The sequence below is a fragment of the Dyella sp. genome, from assembly GCF_036384435.1.
GTDB lineage: Bacteria > Pseudomonadota > Gammaproteobacteria > Xanthomonadales > Rhodanobacteraceae > GSA-30.
Map to the genome: position 1 here is coordinate 1 of NZ_DASVMI010000035.1, position 18,691 is coordinate 18,691.

The following is an 18,691-nucleotide window of genomic DNA, read 5'->3' on the forward strand; positions in this document are numbered from 1 at the left end:
GTACGGTAAAGCTGAAGCTGCTGCTGACCTGGACGTTCTCGGTGCCTGGGCCGGCCGGAAACTGCGGCGTGGCGACCGGCGGCACGGTGATGTTGAAGGTGATCGCGCTGGTCTGCGGGTTGCCGCTGGCCGTGGCGATGATCGCCAACGTATATGTGCCGGCGCTGCCGGCACCACCGTTGAGCGGCGGTGTTCCGCTGAAGGTACGCGTACTGGCATTGAAGCTGATCCAGGAGGGCAATGCCACCCAGGTCGAGCCGTTGTAGTACGCCCCGCTATAGGTCACCGGCAGGCCATTGGCATCGGTGGCCGCCGGTGCGGTGATGCTGAAGGCCGTGTTGTATTGCAGGGATGGATTGGCGATGGTGGCGCCGTTAAAGCTGGGCGCGACCAGCGGCACCGTCACGGTGATCTGGCTGCTGACACTGCGCCCGAGCGCATCGGTGGCGGTGATCGTCACGGTATAGCTGGCCGCGTTGCTCGGCGGTGTACCGGTCAAGGCGCCGGTCGTGGCGTTGAAGCTCATCCAACTGGGTAGGCCCGTGGCGGTGTAGGTCAGCCCCAGGCCGAGGTTGTCGACGAAGTTGGTCAGCGGCACGCCATAGTTGAGTGCACTCCCCGGCTGTACCGTCTGCGCGGCCAAGCCCGCGCTGACGGTGGGACCGCCGTTGCCCAGCGGAATCGCCGCTGCCGGGGTGCCATCGGTGTTGTAGGCGCTGCGTGCGAACACCGCGCGGCGGTTGCCCACCGCATCGTAGACGTAGGCCGTACGCATGATGGCCGCGCTACCGTCCCCCTTCTCCTGGGTCACCACCTGCAGCCGGTTGTGGCTGTCGTAGCTCATCAGCGTTTGCGTGGACACCGCCGTGCCGGCGCCATCTTGCGTGCTGTCGGTCTCGTGCACCTGGTTGCCGTTGGCGTCGTACTGGTAGGTGTAGGTCGAGGTGGCGCCTCCCACCGTCTCGGTCAGTTGCGCGATCTGCCCATCGGCCTCGTACTGGAAGGCCAGCGTCGAGGTCACCGCCCCCGGGGTGCCCGTGGCCGTCCAGTTGCTGGTCTCACTGGCCAGCAGGCCCGAGTGGCTGTCGTAGGTGTAGGTGTAGGTGGCGCCACTCTCGTCGGTATGCGTGAGCAACTGCCCGAAGTAGTTGTACGTCCAGCTTTGCGTACGACCGGCCGCGCTGACCTGGTGGACCAGGTGTCCGTTGACGTCGTAGGTGTAGGTAGTGGTCTGCGCCAGTGGCGTGGTGCTGGTCAGCACACGGTGCTGGCTGTCATAGGTGTCGTGCGTAACGTTGCCCAGTGCATCCTTGCTTTGCAGGCGATCGCCGTTGCTGTTGAGCAGGTACGTGCCCTGCACCGCCAGGCTGCGCGCGGCGCCCGGTGCGGACTGGGTGAAGTCGCCTTGCGCGGTGATGCGACCGAGCCCGTCATAGGCCGTGAAATGAATCGGCGCGACCGTGCCGGCCACTTCCTGCACCCCTGGCGTCTGCTGCGCCACCGCGCGGCCCAGGCCGTCGTAGGCGGTGTAGGTGTTCGCGCCGGTGCCGTCCTGCTGATAGCGCAGGTTGCCGACGGTGTCGTAGGTGTAACTGGTCAGGTGCGCGTCTTCATCGCGCGTGAGCATCAGCTCGCCGTCGATGTTGTAGAACCACTGCTTGAACGGGTTTTGCGTACTGTAGAGGCCGGTCTCCGACACCACCGTGACAGCCGCCTCGGACTCCATCACGAGGTGATCCTGGCTGTCGTAGGCGAAGGTGGTCCGGTTGCCGTTGGCATCGACCTGGCTGAGCACATGGCCCCAGCGGTCGTAGGTATACGTGCTGGCCGTCGCGCTGCTGCCGCTGGCCGCGGTGCTGGATGGACGGACCTCGCGAACCGCCTGCCCGGCCAGGTTCAGCACGTCCTGCACCACCGCCGTGCCGTTGCCGCCGGTCACGACGCTGCTGTCGGTGACCCGGCGCCCGGCCAGGTCGTAGCCGTAGGTGTGCATCGCGCCGTTGCTCGATGGCGCACTCGTCAGGTTACCGGCGTTGTCGTGCGTGCTGATTGCCGCATAGGTGCCGGCATGGTCGCCCTGTGCCGCCACCTCGCCGAAGGCGTTGTATTGCACGTAGCTGGCCGCGTCCGGCGTACTGGTACCGTCGCGCTGCACCACCAGGCTGGTACGACGGTTGGCTCCGTCGTAGGTCGCCGTGGTGGTGACGGTGACCGCGGCGGTTTCCGTGGTCAGGCCGTAACGCTGCGCGGTGATATTGCCGTTGCCGTCGTAGTCGGTGAAGTATCCGATGGCGGTGGCATCGATCTGTTCCACCGGGCGGCCGAGCGCGTCGTAATACGACCAGGTCTGGGTCGACTGGCCGCCACCGGCGACGTGCGTGCTGAGCGCATCGCCGAGCGCGTCGTACACGTAGGTGGTGACCGGGCTGACGGTCGTGAACAGCGCCGCCGTGGTCAGGTCCCAGGTGGGGTTTTGTTGCAGCAGCGTCTGCCAGTTGTCGACCAGGACCTGCCGTGCGGGCGCGGTCACCGTCAGCACCCGACCCAACGCATCGTAGGTGGTCGTCGTGGTGGCACCGTTGACGGTCTGCGTCAGCACCCGGCCTTCGCCGTCGTAGGTATAACTCGTGACGCTGCTGGCGTTGTTCTCGGCGTAGCTGGCCGTGCTGCCGTTGAGCAGGCCCGGCGTGCCGCCGGTGTACATCGCCGCGCCCAGATCGGTACGGCTGAGCACCCGGCCGATCGCGTCGTAGGTGTACTGCGTGGTGCGATCAAAGCCGATCACGTTGTCGCCCAGCGACGGCAAGGCGGGCGGCGTGGTCGCACTGAGGCCCGCCGTGCTGATCGCCCGCGCGTATTGCAGCACCTGGCTGACATCCCCGAACGCGTTGTACGCGGTGGTGGTGACGTAGCCCTGGGGCGCGCTGGCATCGCCGGCTGGCGTGACGGTCATCGTCACCCGGTCGAGCACGTCGTAGTAGCTATACGTGGTCGCCCACACCGCTGCCGTGCTGGTGGACCCCACCGTCAGTGCGCCCTGGATCAACACCGACTGGCTGATCCGGTTGCCGTAGGCGTCGTAGGTATAGGTCGTCGTCGGTGCACCCGTCGCGACCGTGCCGGCCAGGGCGCCCATCGACGCGGTGTAGCTGATCGCCGACTGCTGTGTCTGCGTGACGCGATTGAGTGCGTCGTAGCTCACCGTGGTGACCCGGTCGCTGGCCGAGGCCACCAACCCCTGCTGCAACTGTGCCGCGCTCAAGGGCTGGCCGGGCGTCCAGCCGGCGATCGCCGCGGTCTGCAGCGGCGTGGCATACGCCGTCACACCGGTACGATGGCCGTAGGCGTCGTAGGTGAACGCGGTAACGTCGCCCGCACCATCGACGCTGTAGGCGACCTGCCCGCCACGGTCGTAGACCTGGTAGCTGTAGTTCCCGTTGCCGTCCTGGCTGACCACCGCCTCGCCGAGCGCGTTGTAGGTCACGTGGGTGGCTACGTTGAGTGCGTTGACGGTGGTGATCACGCGGCCGTCGGCATCGTAGCCATAGCTCACCCGCGTCGCCTGGGTCACCGACGCGGCGTTGCTGCCCCACGACTGCGTGACGATCCCGGCTTCACCGAACGCATCGTACGTGGTGGTGGTGAACAGGAACTGGTTGGCCGTGGCCGAGAACGCGCCGGTGCTGGCGTCGTAGCTGCCCACGGTGACGGCTGGGCTCTGCGTCTGCACCAGACGACCGGCGGCATCGTAGCGATAGAGCCACGAGGCCCCGTCGCGATTGCTCATCGCGGTCTTCAGACCACGCCCGTCGTAGGTGTAGGTCGTATGGACGCCCAGCGCATCGCCGGTGGTCAGCACGTCACCGCGGCTGTCGTAGGTCACCGTGCTCAGGCGCGCGCCCGCACTGCCACCGGCCGCCTGGACCGCCGCCGCCACGCTGGCGGCATCGAGACTGGCCGGCGGCACGATCGGCTGCGCATACCGCGTGGTCTGCATCACCCGGCCGAAGGCGTCGTAGCTGACCTGGGTGACATCGCCGGCCGCATCCACGGTGTAGATCGCGCGGTTGTCGGCATCGTAGACGGTACGCGTGCTCTGCTGGGGCGCCTGGGCCAGGGTCGCGGCGACGCCCTCGGTCGTCAGTTGCGCGCTCAAGGGCGTGCCGGCCTGCAAGCTCAGCAGTTGCCCGTAGGCGATCTGCGCCACCGCGTTGCCGTTGGCGTCGTAGCGCTGCTCGCTGACCGTGCCCTGTGTCCCGCCAGCGTTCTGCCGCACCAGGAAGCGCACGCGTCCGCTGCTGTCGTACAGGCGCAATGTCGCCTGGGCGGCGCTGTCGGCATTGGCGCCGCTGGCACCGCCCACCTGCCCGGCCAGCCAACCCAGCGCCGTCCCCTGCTGCAAGGCCGTGACCTGCGCGCTGACATCGATCGCCTGCGGGTAGGCCAGGGTCTCGATCACCCGACCAGCCGCGTCATAGCGTGTCTCGGTGACATTGCCGAGCGCATCAATGGTAAACCGCGGCTCGCCAGCCGCGTCATACACGGTGTAGCTCACCGGATCGGCAGCACTGGCCGACAGCAGCGCACCGACCTGCGCCGCGGTCGGCGTATCGCCCAGCGCCGCCAAGGCACTGAGGCTCACCGCCTGCGCATAGGCGTGCACGCTGGTGACACGGCCATCGGCATCGTACGTGCGCGCCACGGCCGCGCCGGTGGCGTCGAGGGTGAGCACCGCCTGGCCCGCCGTGTCGTAGACGGTCGTGGTGCGCCGGTCGCCGGCGTTGGGCGTGATCGCCGCAGCGACCGCCGCGGCGGTGGGCTGGCTGCCAAGCTGCGACAGCGCCGCCGCGCTCAACGGCAGCGCGTAGGCGATCGTGCGCACCACGCGGCCATCGGCGTCGTAGACGGCTTGCGTGACATCACCGACGCCATCGATCTGGTACACCGCCTGGCCGTCCGCGTCGTAGGCGGTGGTCGCGGTCATGTCCTGGCCGCTGGCCTGCACACGGGCCGCCACGTCGGCGACCGTTGCCGTCGGGCTCAACGCGACGCCCAAGGCGGTGGCGTACACGGTGGTCCGGGTGACCTGCCCGGCGGCGTCGTAGGTGTACTGGGTGACGTTGAGCGCGGTGCCGTTGAGCTGGTAGATCACCTGGCCGTCGGCGTTGTAGACCTGCTGGCGATAGCTGTCCTGGCCCGAGGTCGGCAGCGCAAAACCCGCCATCGTCGCCACGCTCGGCGTGCTCGCCAGGGTACTCATCTGGCTGGCGCTCAACCGTGTCGCATAACCACGCGTCAGGGTCAGCCGGCCATCGGCATCGTAGCTGTACTGCGTCACCGCCCCGGTCGCGTCGACGCTGTAGCGCTTCTCGTTGGCCTCGTCGTACAACGTGCGGCTGACGTTGCCATTGGCATCCGTCACGCTGACCAGGTTGTCGTTGGCGTCGTAGGCATAGCGCGTGGTCAACGCCAAGCCTGATGGATCGACGATTTGCTGGCTGAGGCGGCCCAGCGCGTCGTAGATCCATTGCGTGGATTGCACAGCGGCGCCGCTGCCGACGGTCACCGTCAAGGCTTTGCCGTCACCATTGTAGGTGTACGTCGTGATGCGGTTCAGGCCTCCTGCATCGACGACTTCCTGAAGCAGGTCGCCATCGTTGTCGTATTGCATCGTGGTGACCATACCGGTCGGATCGGTCACGCCAATCGTGCGACCCAACGCGTCATAGACGTAGGTCGTCACGCGCGAGAGGCCCGATGGATCGACCGTGCGCGTCAGTACATGGCCAGCCGCATCGTAGGTGTAACCCACGACTTGGCCCGCCGCGTCGGTGACCTGCAAAAGGTCGCCGACCGCGTCGTACTGGTTTGTCGTGACATGGCCCAGCGCATCGGTCACTGTCAACACGCGGCCATCGCCGTCGTAGGTCGACGTCAGCGTGTGGCCCTGCGCATCGGTGACAGCCACCGTGTCACCGTAGGCATCCTGCGTACTGACCGTGACCACACCATCGGGAGAGGTCACGGTGACGCGATGATGGTCGATATCGTATTGATAGCGTGTCGTCTGGCCCAGCGCATCGGTCTGGGTCAGCACGCGATCGAACGCGTCGTAGGTGCTCTGGATGGTACGCGTGGCGCCCTGCACCACCTGGCTGCTGCTGACCTGACGGCCGAGTGGATCATAGGCGTAAGTGATCGCATGGCCGTTGCCATCGATCTGCTGCACCACGCGCCCAAACGCGTCGTACTGCATGCTCTCGGTGCGCGCTACGCTGCTGCCCACGCCATCGACCTGACTGATGCGCTGGCCGCGCGCATCGTAGGCGAACGCGGTAGTGGTGCTATTAGTCGTGCTGAGTGCACTACCCGGCTGACTCAGTTGCTGCTGCACCTGAGTGATGTCGCCGAAGGCGTCGTATTGGTCGGCAATCTGGTAGCCGCGTCCATCGATGCGGCTGGCGATCTGACCGGCGAGCGTGTACGTGGTGGTAACGAGGCGATCTTGCGCCGGGTTGCCGAGCGCGGCAGCGGCGACGGCTACATCGGCCAGCGTGGCGGTGCTGACGTTGAGCGTACTTCCGCTGCTGGTGCCTGTGGCGGTCAGCGTGACCCATGCGGCCAGTTGGCGCGTCGCCGACACCTGGCCGAAGACATTATAGGTGTAGGCGGTGAGAGCGCCCCGCGCATTGGGAACGCCCCCCACGGGCTGGCCCTGCACCGTATAAGCCAGGCGGCCGTCGGCGTCGTAATACGAGTACACCGTATGACCCAACGCATCGGTGGCACGAGTGCGCTGGCCGAGTGTGTTGTAGGCATAAGTCGTCGTTGCGCCCGTAGCATCCGTCTGCGTCAACACGTCGCCGAACGCATCGTAGGTCGCGCTCGCCGTGCGCGCCGCGCCCTGCCCGCTGACGGGCGTCACCACGGTCTGCGTTAATTGGCCGACCGCGTCGTACTGGTACTGCGTGACCGTGCCATCGGCGGCTGTCTCGGTCAGCTTGCGCCCCTGGGCATCGTAGACACAGGTGCTGACCTGGCTCGCGGGCGTACTCCCCAGCAGGGCCACCAGCGCCGCGTTGCTTTCGGCACCGGTCAGCGCGCTCTGTTGCGCCGCCGTCAGCGCGGTGGCGTAGCGCGTGGTCGTGCGCGTGTGCGTCGTCTCGTCATAGCCGACCGTGGTGAGGTAACCGTCGCCGTCGATCTGCGCCACGGCCGTGCCGGCGGCGTCGTAGTACGTACGGTTTGTCTGGTCCTGCGCGCTCGTGGTCACGGCGGCCATCAAGGCCGCGTCGCTGGCGAAGCTGCCGCTCACCGCCGTGGCGTAGGCGATCGACTGGACCGCGCGACCGGCGCTGTCGTAGATCGTGCGTTGCACGTAGCCGTCCGCATCGATCGTGGCCAGCACCTGGCCGTCGGCGTCGTAGAACGCCTGGGTCACGCGATCGCTCGCCGAGGCGGTCAGGTGGGCCGATAACGGCGACGCCAGATACGTGCTGAGCGCGGCTCCCGTCAGGAGCTGCGCATAGGCCCGCCTACTCGTCACCTGCCCGGTGCCGTCGTACGTGATCGTCACCACCGCACCGGTGGCATCGACCGTGGCGATGACCCGGCCAGCGCTGTCGTACACCGTGTGCGTCGTACGGTCGTCCGGGCTGGCGGTCGGCACCGGCAACGTCGCCGGCAGGCTGCCCGGCCAACCGGTGATGTCCACCGCCGTGGCATACGCGGTGGTCGCGATGACGCGGCCGTCGGCATCGTACGTGTAGGCCGTCACTGCGCCGAGCGCATCGACCAGGCCGGCCACCCGTCCGTCGGCATCGTAGAACGAGTACGTCACCGCGCCGGAAGGATCGGTCACCGTGCGCAGTTGCCCGGCCGCATCGTAGATGTAGCGCGTGGTGCGACTCGCTTGTCCGGCACCCGACTGCGTGCGGCTCAGCAGCAGGCCTGCGCTGGTGGTGACCTGGGTCGTGACCAGGCCATTGGCGTACGTGATCACCTGGGTGCCGGTCGCATCCGCGTAGCCATACGTGGTCACGTTGCCCAGCGGATCGGTGCTGCTCAACAGGCGACCGAGCCCGTCGTAGGTGTAGCTGGTGGTCTCGAGCGTGCTGCGATCGCTGCCGCGCGCCGTGCCCGTTTGCAGCAGCCGACCTTGCGCATCGTAGGTGTAGCGCGTGACCGTCGCGCCCCCATCGCCGCTTATCGTGCCCTGGCCCTGCGCATCGAGCGTGCTCCAGGCAATGCGCTGCGCCAGCGTGCCGCGCGCGTCGTACTGGTAATCCACCCGCTGCATCCGTCCCAGCGTCGCCTGCACCGGCGCACTGGCCACCCACGCCTGCAGTTGCGCGAGCGTCGGCGGCTGGCTCGCACTGGCGCCCGAGGCGTCGTAGGGGACGCCCACGTACTGCTTGACCGAGGTCAGCACCGTATTGCTCAGTTGCGTGCCGGTGTCGTACTCGGTCACCTGGCCCAGCGGATCGATCACATACGCCAACTGCGCCACCGCGAACCCGGTGTCATAGACGTAGTACGTCGTCTGCGCCCCGCCGGGCGCCACATAGCCCGACTGCCCAGGCGTGCCCTGCGCCGGTACCGTGTAGGTGGTCTGGCTGGTGCGCCGATCCTCGGCGTCATAGCCGTAGGTGACCGTGTCGCCCAGCGCATCCACCACGCTCACCAGGTTGCCCTGCGCGTCGTAGCTGTACTGGGTGACCGCCCCATCGGGGTCGGTGCGGGTCAGGACGTTGCCATCGGCATCGTACGTGTAGTGCGTGGTCGGGCGGCTCCCTCCGACCGGGGCGGCGATCACGGCGGTGAGCCGGCCGCCGGCATCGAACTGGTACGTCGTGGCCTGGCCCAGGGCATCGGTCACGGTGGTGCTGCCGCTGGCGTAGCTCAGGCTCACGGTCTGCGCGGCGGCGCCCGTGCCGGTGGTGATCGTGGTGACCTGGAAGTCGCCCGCGGCATCCTGGGTATAGCCATAGCTGACCGTGGTGCCATCGCTCTGCGTCACCGAGGCGATGCGGTCGCTGGCGCCGTCGTAGGTATACGTGGTGCTGTAGCTGCCGGTGGCCGTGCTGGTGTCCGACACCAGGCTCGTGCTCACCGAGGTCAGGCGGCCGGACGCGTCGTAGCCGTAGCTCACCTGGCCCAGCGTGGCATTGCTGGCCGACAGGTCGGTCAGGCTGGTCAACTGCCCCGCGCCGTTGTAGCCCAGCACCATCCGGTCACCCGCGCCATCGGTGATCTGCACCAACTGGCCGCTGCCGTTGTAGGACAGCGTGAAGACCATGCCCAGCGGCGTGCCGATCGTGCTCAGCCGGCCACTCGCGTCGTAGGTCTCCGGCTGCTCGCTGGCGCGATCGATGTACGTCCAGGTGCTCGTGCCGGCGTTCCAGCTCAGGGTATCGCGCGCGCCACTCTGCCCGCTGGCGACATACAGCCCACGATTGCTGTCGTAGGTGAACACCTCGGTCGAGCCGTCGTCGGCCGTGCGCGTGATCGTGCTGCCGGCCGTATTGAGCGATCCGGTCAGGCCACCCAGGCTGCGATGGAAGCCGTAGCTCCAATGCCCCGACGCGCTCGCCTGCCCGAAGCTGTTGTACGTACGCACCAGATTGAGCGACAGGCCATCGAAAACCAGCCCTTCGCTGACCCCGTTGAGCACCAGGTTGCCGGTGGCTGCATTGACGTAGGCCGCATCACCGCCCTGGCCCAGGGACGCCGCACCACCTTGCGCCTGACCCAACTGGGTCAGCGAGGTATTGCCCAGACCCAGACCACCACCCGTAATCACTGCCACCATGATGCGTTTCACCCATCCGTGCGGGAGGCATCACCATGAGCCCCCGGTAGAAGACTTATCCCGGGTTCGAGAAAAAAGTTTAGGGGTGAAACGTCGAAAGTTTTTGCGATGTCAGATCATAGACGTCAAGGCGAGTGAACGCTGGTGCATCCACTTGGTCATGATCCATTTTTCGCCGCGTCCTACCGGTGCACCACCGTGCAGCGTCAAGGGGTCGGTCTGGTTGAGGCTATTGGTGTATTCGAAATACACGGCAGCCCCCTTGCGGGGCATCACTTCCAGGCCTATCTCGGGAAATACCGTGGAGCCACCTGCCTCGACGTCGTTGAGGTACATCACCAGCGTGGATATGCGCTGGCCACCCTGCGCCAGATGGTGATGGCTACCTGGGTCGTTATAGGCAAACTGGTCGAAGTGCGGCTTGTACTCACCACCTTCGAGATAATGCAGCACCTGCAACCCTTCGCCATGATCGACTGGCCAGTTCAAGGCTTCGGAAATCCGCCGATCAAGCCTGGCTATGAACGGGTCCGCGTTGACCACGAAGCTGGTGCCTTCGCTGGTCCGGTCATCGATGATCAATTCCCCACCGGTCTGCGGATCTACCGTGCCAGAGCGCCGCAGATTGCTTATCGAGCGGCGAATGATTTCGTCGCACTCCTGGTGGCTGAGGATATTGTCCAGGATGGCCACATGCGGCCGCGCCAGCCGCAGCGAGACCTTGACCGGCCAATCCGAGGTCGGCAACAAGTGCCCCGCGGGCAATCGCGAGGGCTCGTGAACGTATGTGTTGGCAGCCGTATGCCAGTCGAAGCCGAACGGTACCGGCCTGGCTTCAGCCAGCGTCCAGTTGATGGTGAACCAGGCGAAAGCCGGATCGAAGCCACGAAGCGCCATTTCCTCGGCGACTGCCTGCGGCACGCATCCACGCGACAGGTTGAGAAACACCCAATGAGCCCATTCGGCATTCAATGACGTCTGCAATGGCACGTCCTGCCCGCCACCGGCATACGTCGCGTTGTTCTCCACAGCCAAGGCCACCATGAACCGCCCCTCTACCCGTCCAGGATTTCGCTAACCTGTATGACTTATCCCGACTTTCCGGAAAAAGTTTAGGGGTGCGATTCGTTTTTTTCTCAAGGCCTCATAGAGGACGTCGACGTGGCTCCGTCGCAAAATAAAGCAACGCCGCGCCCGTCAGGCCAATACCCAGCCACGAGGCCAGTGGCCAGCCGCCGTGGGCATAGGCCCAGCCACCGAGGCCGGAGCCGGCTGCGCCGCCCAGGAAGAAGGTGGCCATGAACAGCCCGTTCAAGCGACTGCGGTGTGCGGGATTGAGCGCGAAGATGGCGCGTTGCCCCAGGACGAGATTGGCCGATACGCCGAAGTCGATGACGAAGGCGGCCAGCACCAGCAATACCAGCGATGCATCGATACGCGTCAGTGCGAATGCAATACCGACGGCCAACATGGCGATGAGCGTGGCGGCGCGGGTCCAGCCACGATCGGCCATGCGTCCGGCCAATGGCGCAGCGATGGCGCCAGCAACGCCGAGCAACGCAAAGATGGCGATACCACCTTGCGACAAGCCGAAAGCCGGGCTTGCCAGCCATAACGGTGTGACCGTCCAGAATATGCTGAAGGCCGCGAACAGACATGCCTGGTATAGCGCACGGCGACGCAGGATGGGCGTGGTCAATGCCAGGTGCCCCATGGATGCCAGCAATTCCCGATAGCGTGGGCGCGGCGACGGCATGCGCTGCGGCAGCGCGCGCCAGAGCACGACGCCAAGCAACACCATGATGGCAGCGGAAGCAATGAAGATCACATGCCAGGAAGATAGCTGGGTTACCAGACTGGCTACCGGACGCGCCAGCATGATGCCAAGCATCAGGCCGCTCATGACGTTGCCCACCGCGCGACCGCGCGTTGCCTCGGGCGAAAGATGCGCCGCATACGGCACGAGCACCTGCACCGCTACAGAACCGAAGCCGATGAACAAGGCGGCAACCAGGAACATCACCGGGCTGAATGCCACGCCGGCAGCGACAAGCGCGACGATATCCAACGCCAAGGCACAAAACACGAGCCGGCGATTTTCGAACAGATCGCCAAGCGGCACCAGGAACAGCAACCCGAGACCATAGCCGACCTGCGTCATGGTCACGATGGTGCCGGCCATCTGTGGCGACATGCCCAGCGACGTGCTGATCGGGCCAGCGAGCGGCTGTGCGTAATAAATATTGGCAACGATCAGGCCGCATGCCGTGGCGAGCAACCAGGTGATCCACGCAGGCATCGGCGCATGATTCGCGCCGGCCTCTTTCAGGGGTGTCATCAAGAACTCCGGACTGCGCCCAATGCAGTCGCCGCCTTGATTGTTGCGCAGCAACTTGACCGCTGCGTGATCACGGCGGAATCTAATTTCGAAATACGAAAATTTTTTCGCATTCCGAAGTTTTGCAGAAGAGGCGTTCGATGGTCAAGCGAATCGATTCCCCTGCCCCACTACGTGTCGCCGGCACCGGCGCCGCCTCGCCCGACATGCGCAGCACGGTGCAGTCGCTGGCAAAGGGCTTTCGCGTACTGGAAGCGTTCACGGCCGATACGCCGGAGTTGACGATGAGCGAAGTCAGCCTCGCGGCCGGCCTCGATCCGGGCACCACGCATCGCATGCTGGCTACGCTGGCAGGCCTGGGTTACGTCACGAAGATTCCGGCCACCAAGCGTTTTCGCCTCACGCTGAAAGTGTTGGACCTGGGTTTTCATGCACTGGCACACCAGGACATGCGCGCCATCGTGCGCCCTTACCTGCGCGACCTGGTCGGCCACCTGGGCGAAGCGGCCAGTTTTGCAGTACTCGAAGGCCCGGACGTGCTGTACCTTGAACGCGTTCGCGCCGGTCACAGCCGCCTGGGTGTGGATATCCGTGTCGGTACGACGCTTCCGGCGCATATCAGCGCGATTGGCCAGAGCATGCTGGCGTTTCTCTCCGAGCCGGACATGGCGCGCTTGATGACGGCCGATGCCAATCGCACGCACAGCTACCAGGACAAGCGCAGCGTAGCCGATGTCATGCCTGCACTTCGCAAGATCCGCAAGAAAGGCTACGCGGTGGCACCGTCCACCCTCACCGAGGGCTTGCGCATCATCGCCGTGCCCGTACTCGACGCGGACGGCCATCCAGTGGGTGCCATCAGCGTGGCCGCACCGGCCGTGCGCACCACCATCGAAGAATTCGAGGCATCCGCGCTCGAACCCGTGCGCGTGGCAGCGAAGGAAATCGCTCGCGCACTGCAAGCAAGTGGCAGCACCAGCATCTAGACCTCCCCAAGCAACGGAGTCCCATCATGAGTCAGGTTTACAAGGGCATCCTTCCTGCCCTGCAAGTTCCTTTCAATACCGATCTATCGATCGACGAGCCCGAACTGCGTCGCTTCGCCAACTGGCTGGTATCGCACGATGGCATAGGCGGCCTGGTCACCAATGGCCATACCGGCGAGGTATTCGCATTGACCGCCGAACAACGCGCTCGCGTGACGCGCATCGTCGCCGAAGAGGCCAAGGGCAAGGTGCCTGTGGTATCAGGCATCTGCTGCGAGGGCATCACCGAAGCGGTGGAGCACGCAAAGATGGCACGCGATGCCGGTGCATCCGGCCTGCTGTTGATGCCACCGCATGGCTGGCTGCGCTTTGGCATGCAGCAGCCGGAAAACGTGGTGGATTATTTCCGCGCAGTGGGTGAAGGTTCGGGCCTGGACATCATCGTGCACATCTACCCGGCCTGGACGCGTGCTTCTTATTCGTTCGAGACGCTCGCCGCCCTGGCAAGGTTGCCCCATGTGAAGTGCATGAAGATCGGCACGCGCGACATGAACAAGTATGCCCGCGATATACGCACCATCCGCGAGGCCGATCCCAGCGTCACCATTCTCACGTGCCACGATGAATACCTGCTCGCCTCGATGGTCCAGGGAGTCGATGGCGCGTTGGTGGGCTTTGCCTCGTTCATTCCGCAGAAGATCATCGATCTTTATGCAGCCGTACAGGCTGGCGACCTGAAGACCGCCATGGGCATCCAGGCGCAGATCAATCCGCTCAAGGATGTGGTGTACGGCGGTGGCGAGCCCACGGGCGATGCCCATGCACGCATGAAGGTGGCGATGTCGCTCGCCGGCATTCTCAAGTCGGCCACGGTACAGCCGCCTACTCGCCTGCCCGAAGGCGCCGCCTTGCAGGCTATCGAGCATGCGGTGAAGACCGCGGGTTTCCTGCACGCCCGAGCGGCGGCATGAAAAACCATCGGCGTGACGATTTCGCGACCGCACACGCCGGTGGCCCCTTAGAGGCCTTTTGAAAGCTCCAAGGACACGGATGGCGTTGACGCGCCATCCGCGTCCCAAGCCTAGCAAACACCTGGCAGGTCGCCAACGCGGCGCCTTTTCAGGTGCGTTGCCATGGCCGGACACCCCGTGGCACGGAGAAACGCATGACCATGAGAGATAATGCGGATGTGGATGGCTCGGCGGCGGGTATCGTTGCGCGGCTGGAACGCCTGCCTGTATCACGACCGCTGCTGTGGGCACGCGTGGTCGTGGGTTCGGCTACCTTCTTCGACGGCTACACCACCCTGGCCATTGCCTATGCCATGCCCGTATTGAGCAAGCTATGGCAGCTGTCGCCCTCCCAGGTGGGACTGGTGATTTCCTCCGGCTACCTCGGGCAACTGATCGGCGCGCTGTGCTTCGGCTGGCTGGCCGAGCGCATCGGACGCCTGCGTACCTTGACCATCACGGTGAGCATCTTCGCCGTCATGAGCGTGGCCTGCATCTTTTCCTGGAATGCCGCGTCGTTGATCGCCTTTCGCTTCGTTCAGGGCATTGGCACGGGCGGCGAGGTGCCGGTCGCCAGCGCATACGTCAACGAATTCGTCGGCGCGCGCAGTCGCGGGCGTTTTTTCCTGCTCTACGAATTGCTGTTTTTGGTGGGCCTGGTGTTCGCCGGCCTGATTGGCTACGAACTGGTGCCACGCTACGGCTGGCAGATGATGTTCTGGATCGGCGTCCTGCCAGTGATGCTCACCGTGCCATTGCGTTTCTTCCTGCCCGAATCGCCACGCTGGCTGCTCACGCATGGCCGTATTCCCGAAGCCGAGGCAGTTGTCCGCCGGCTGGAAGACGATGTGACCCGACGCGGCGTGTCCCTGCCACTTCCCGTGATAGCGCGTGAAACGCGTCCGTCCTTCGAGCGCGGAGCATGGCGAGACCTGTTCTCGGGTATCTATCGCAAGCGCACGCTGACGCTATGGGCGCTCTGGTTCTGCTCGTACCTGATCAACAACGGCCTGGCCACATGGTTACCCACGCTTTATCGCACCGTATTCGGCATGTCGCTGCGTGACAGCCTGCTGTATGGATTGATCATGACCAGCGTGGCCGTGGTCGTGTCGTTTGTCTGCGCCATATCCATCGACAAGGTCGGCCGGCGCCCGTGGTACATCGGCGCCTTCGCGTTGGCGGTGGTACCGCTGGGCGTGCTGTGGTACATCGGCGCCAGCACGGCCATGCAGGTACTGGTATTCGCCACCTGCGCCTACGCCATCATCCAGACCGTCACGTATTCGCTCTATCTCTACTCGGCCGAACTCTACCCCACCCGCATGCGGGCTATCGGTGCAGGCATCGGCAGCGCCTGGCTGCGCGCCGGCTCCATGGCCGGCCCCGCCGTGATCGGCTTCGTCATGGCCCACTCGGGCATCCATATGGTCTTTGCAAGCTTCGGCGTGGTGGCCGTATCTGGCGCGGTGGTCTGCGCGTTGTTTGCAACGGAAACGAAAGGACGTGTCTTGGAAGAGTTGTCGCCTTGAGGGTGAAGTCGGCTCGCTGCGCGAGCCTGTGAGGAGTGAAGAGTAAAAGCATGCTTCGAGCCGCTCGCCCTCTTTACCGTTTACAAGGTTGCGCAGCAACCGGCCTCACAGGCTCGCACAGCCGACCTCACATTTTCAGCTCCATGTCCGCCACAAACGTGCGTTGCGGAAATGGGTGATAAAGGAAATATTTCTCATTGGTGAAGTTGTCTACGCCCAGGCCTGCGGTCAGGTGGTCGTTGATGCGGTATTGCACGCGGGCATCGAAGACGCGGAAGCTGTCGAAGGCACCGAAGACGTGCGGGGTATTGTCGGTGTTGTCCAGGGTGGAGTACTGCCTGCCGCTGTAGCGACCGGCCAGGGTGAACGACCATGCGGCGTCCGGATGATAGGTAGCTACTGCGGTGGCACGCCAACGCGGCACGTTGGGGGCGTGCTTGCCGACCGATGTGCTGCCGGTGGTACTGGCAAAGCTGTCGTTTGACAGGATGGTCGAATCGACGAAGGTCACGCTGCCGGATAGTTCCAGGCCACGGATCAGTACATCATGCTGCTCGGCGACCAGCTCGACGCCGCGATTGCGCAACTTGCCGACGTTGGTGGTGTAACTGACCGGCACAATCACGTCAGGCAGGAAGGCCGTCTGCGCAATCAACGCATCGCGGGTATTTTCCTGGAACAAGGTCGCGCGCAGCAGGCCATGGTCGGTGAAGTGCTCGATCGCCAGCTCCCCACTGAGCACTTTTTCCGGTTTCAGGTCAGGATTGGGCGAGGTGAACGTGGAGCCGGTGGAGACCAGCTGGTACAGCTCGCTGACGGTCGGGAAGCGAATGGCACGCGCCAGCGAGCCGGTCACGCGCCAGGACGATGCCACGTTCCATTGCAAGGTAGCTTTTGGCGAAAAGCCGTCGCTACGCTCAACCGGTTGACGCACGGCCTTGCCGCCGTTGAAGTTGTAGCCATCGCTGGCCTTCCACCATTCGTAGCGGCCACCCACGGTCAGCAACCAGGAAGGCGCGAACTGCCAACTGTCCGATAGCCACAAGGCCTGCGTGGTGGTTTTGCCGCTGCCGGCCGAATAAAGGCTCGTCGTGCTCGACGGGTCGCCATGATCGCTGAGGTTCCAGGTCGGATTGGCCAGTTCGTAACGATCGCCGTGTGCACCGAAGGATACTTCCTGGCCTGCGCCGTAGCCTTGCGGACGCCAATACCCTTTCAGGTCCACGGTAGACCAGTTCGTGCCGCCGTAGTTGGCCAGGCGGCCATTGGAAGTGACATCGGTACCGGCGAGCACACCGGCGGGCGACCATTGCTGATCTTTCAGGAAGGCATAGTGCGTGACCACCGCCTCGCCATCGAAAGCCCCGTGCGTATCGCTCTTGAGCGACAGCGCCTGCATCAGGTGCTTGGCGCTCAGGTTGTAAATATTGCTGGCAAAACCTGCGGTACGCCCCCAGGTAGGCTCGCCCTGCGCGTCGGTAAGGTAGGTCTGCGCCTGGGACTGGCCGTGGTTGGTCCACAGGCCGGCCATATACGTCGCGCGCAGGCTGGGCGTGATGTCATAGACAAGCTTGCCGTTCAGATCGAGCATGCGTGTGTGCAGCAGGCCACCGGCTCCGAGCACATTGGCGGTCTGTCCCAGCTTGTTGCGTGCGGGAATCGCGCCGGATGTGCCGGCAGGAAAACTCGCGCTGGTGATGTAGGACAGGGGCTGGCTGAAGCTGTTGAGCGCATTGGCCGAAAAGAACCAGCCAAGCTGACCGACCCGACCACCTGCGGTGAGGCTGGTCTGGCTGGTGGAAAAATGATCGTGCGTGCCATAGAGGTCAAAATCCTGCACGGCTTGAGTCTGCTTGATGCTGACCTCGGTCTTCTCGGGTACGCGCGTGACGATATGCAGCACACCGCCCATCGAATTGCCCGCATATTCGGCGGCATAAGGGCCATAGAGCATATCCACGCGCTCAATAGATTCAGGCGAGGCCATGCCCCAGCGTGGCGCACCAATCGTGTTGTTGTTGGCGATCAGCGCGGAGATGGGTATGTCGTCGATGTAGACGAGCGTACGGGCGCTTGAGCCAACACCCCAGGTGCGCGTGGCCAGTACGGGTTGGGTATCGCCGTAGTTGCGCTTGCGAATGAAGACGCTCGGCAAGTATTTCACCGCATCTTCGACATCGACCGCGTTGACGCTCTCGGCAATGCGCGCGGCCGGCACACTGACCTGTACGGCAGGAAAGCGCGGCTCGCCGGGGGTCGCCTCGGCGGTGACTTTCAGGCCGTGGAGTTCGGTGACTTGCGGCGCATCGTCGGCGTGCGCCAGCGCTATCGAGGCGCACAGACAGGTAAGCGGCAGCGCCGCCAGGCGCCGTGCTTGCAGGAGATCCATCGTTTCTTCCACTCGTTGACGTGCCCATGCAGGCGCACGATCGACGTACGCTGACGATCACCAGGGATCGCATAGCGACGACAGCTCACCGCCGCCGGACGGCGACGGACGGATTCATGCGAGGAGAAACAGCGGAGGTCCGCGCGGAGCTGCATTTCGTACGGGTGTGCCGATACCCTGGATCGATGGCAACGGCGATGGAGCCTCGGCGGGAGATACCACCGCCATGAATGGCAGGCGCAATACGGTCGGCGTGACCGGCGAGTGTGCAAACAGGGTGCAGTAACCGCAGGCATCGCCATGCGTGGCGCCCGGATGCGCCGTATCGCCCCCGTGCTGCATCGGCATGCCCATGGACATGTCCATGGGCATCGCCATGGCGTGCCCCGCCATGGCATGCCCGGGACAATCGGCCGAGAAAGGCAGGGCGCGCACGGCGGCAAGGTACTGGGAAATACCGGGCGCAAAGGCAAGCAACGCGACGGCGAAAATCGCCAGGCACGCTATCCACCGTTGTCGTTTCGCCCTGCTTTGCATGTGTATCCGAAGGCAAGCCCTAGATGCCGTGGCGCGGATCATCCCACAAACCCTGGACCATGGTTCAGGGTTTGTGTTGCGACAAAGC

At 64.7% G+C, this 18,691-nt stretch carries 8 protein-coding genes; 3 read left to right on the plus strand and 5 right to left on the minus strand.

Annotated elements, in window-relative coordinates; translation table 11 throughout:
* The 3 genes from VF436_RS03200 to VF436_RS03210 all read right to left on the minus strand — a co-directional run.
* A partial coding sequence (locus VF436_RS03200; RefSeq protein WP_330902537.1) for a putative Ig domain-containing protein occupies positions 1-9,811 on the minus strand: 9,811 nt, incomplete at its 3' end.
* A 111-nt stretch (positions 9,812-9,922) separates the two neighbouring features.
* On the minus strand, positions 9,923-10,855 hold the full coding sequence (locus tag VF436_RS03205; RefSeq protein ID WP_330902538.1) for a 2OG-Fe(II) oxygenase: 933 nt from the start codon (positions 10,853-10,855) through the stop codon (positions 9,923-9,925).
* Positions 10,856-10,955: 100 nt separating this feature from the next.
* On the minus strand, positions 10,956-12,149 hold the full coding sequence (locus VF436_RS03210; RefSeq protein ID WP_330902539.1) for an MFS transporter: 1,194 nt from the start codon (positions 12,147-12,149) through the stop codon (positions 10,956-10,958).
* 140 nt (positions 12,150-12,289) lie between these two features.
* Between VF436_RS03210 and VF436_RS03215 the strand changes: the two genes are divergently transcribed.
* The 3 genes from VF436_RS03215 to VF436_RS03225 all read left to right on the plus strand — a co-directional run bounded on the left by VF436_RS03215 (position 12,290) and on the right by VF436_RS03225 (position 15,677).
* Positions 12,290-13,135: an IclR family transcriptional regulator gene (locus VF436_RS03215; protein ID WP_330902540.1), complete on the plus strand. Its 846-nt coding sequence runs from the start codon at positions 12,290-12,292 to the stop codon at positions 13,133-13,135.
* A 26-nt stretch (positions 13,136-13,161) separates the two neighbouring features.
* On the plus strand, positions 13,162-14,106 hold the full coding sequence (locus VF436_RS03220) for a dihydrodipicolinate synthase family protein (protein ID WP_330902541.1): 945 nt from the start codon (positions 13,162-13,164) through the stop codon (positions 14,104-14,106).
* 194 nt (positions 14,107-14,300) lie between these two features.
* Entirely contained in the window at positions 14,301-15,677 is a 1,377-nt protein-coding gene (locus tag VF436_RS03225) for an MFS transporter (protein ID WP_330902542.1), read from the plus strand.
* 127 nt (positions 15,678-15,804) lie between these two features.
* On the opposite strand, the gene VF436_RS03230 is transcribed toward VF436_RS03225, so the two are convergent.
* Positions 15,805-18,066, minus strand: coding sequence for a TonB-dependent receptor (locus VF436_RS03230; RefSeq protein WP_330902543.1), 2,262 nt, complete (start codon positions 18,064-18,066; stop codon positions 15,805-15,807).
* A 114-nt stretch (positions 18,067-18,180) separates the two neighbouring features.
* Positions 18,181-18,603 carry a DUF2946 domain-containing protein gene (locus VF436_RS03235; RefSeq protein ID WP_330902544.1) on the minus strand — a complete coding sequence of 141 codons (423 nt, stop codon included), beginning with the start codon at positions 18,601-18,603 and terminating at the stop codon, positions 18,181-18,183.
* Between the last annotated feature and the right edge of the window lie 88 nt (positions 18,604-18,691).

Coding starts and splice junctions, on each gene's coding strand:
- VF436_RS03205 (WP_330902538.1), bottom strand. CDS start 10,855: ATGGTGGCCTTGGCTGTGGAGAACAACGCGACGTATGCCGGTGGCGGG.
- VF436_RS03210 (WP_330902539.1), bottom strand. CDS start 12,149: ATGACACCCCTGAAAGAGGCCGGCGCGAATCATGCGCCGATGCCTGCG.
- VF436_RS03215 (WP_330902540.1), top strand. CDS start 12,290: ATGGTCAAGCGAATCGATTCCCCTGCCCCACTACGTGTCGCCGGCACC.
- VF436_RS03220 (WP_330902541.1), top strand. CDS start 13,162: ATGAGTCAGGTTTACAAGGGCATCCTTCCTGCCCTGCAAGTTCCTTTC.
- VF436_RS03225 (WP_330902542.1), top strand. CDS start 14,301: ATGACCATGAGAGATAATGCGGATGTGGATGGCTCGGCGGCGGGTATC.
- VF436_RS03230 (WP_330902543.1), bottom strand. CDS start 18,066: ATGGATCTCCTGCAAGCACGGCGCCTGGCGGCGCTGCCGCTTACCTGT.
- VF436_RS03235 (WP_330902544.1), bottom strand. CDS start 18,603: ATGCAAAGCAGGGCGAAACGACAACGGTGGATAGCGTGCCTGGCGATT.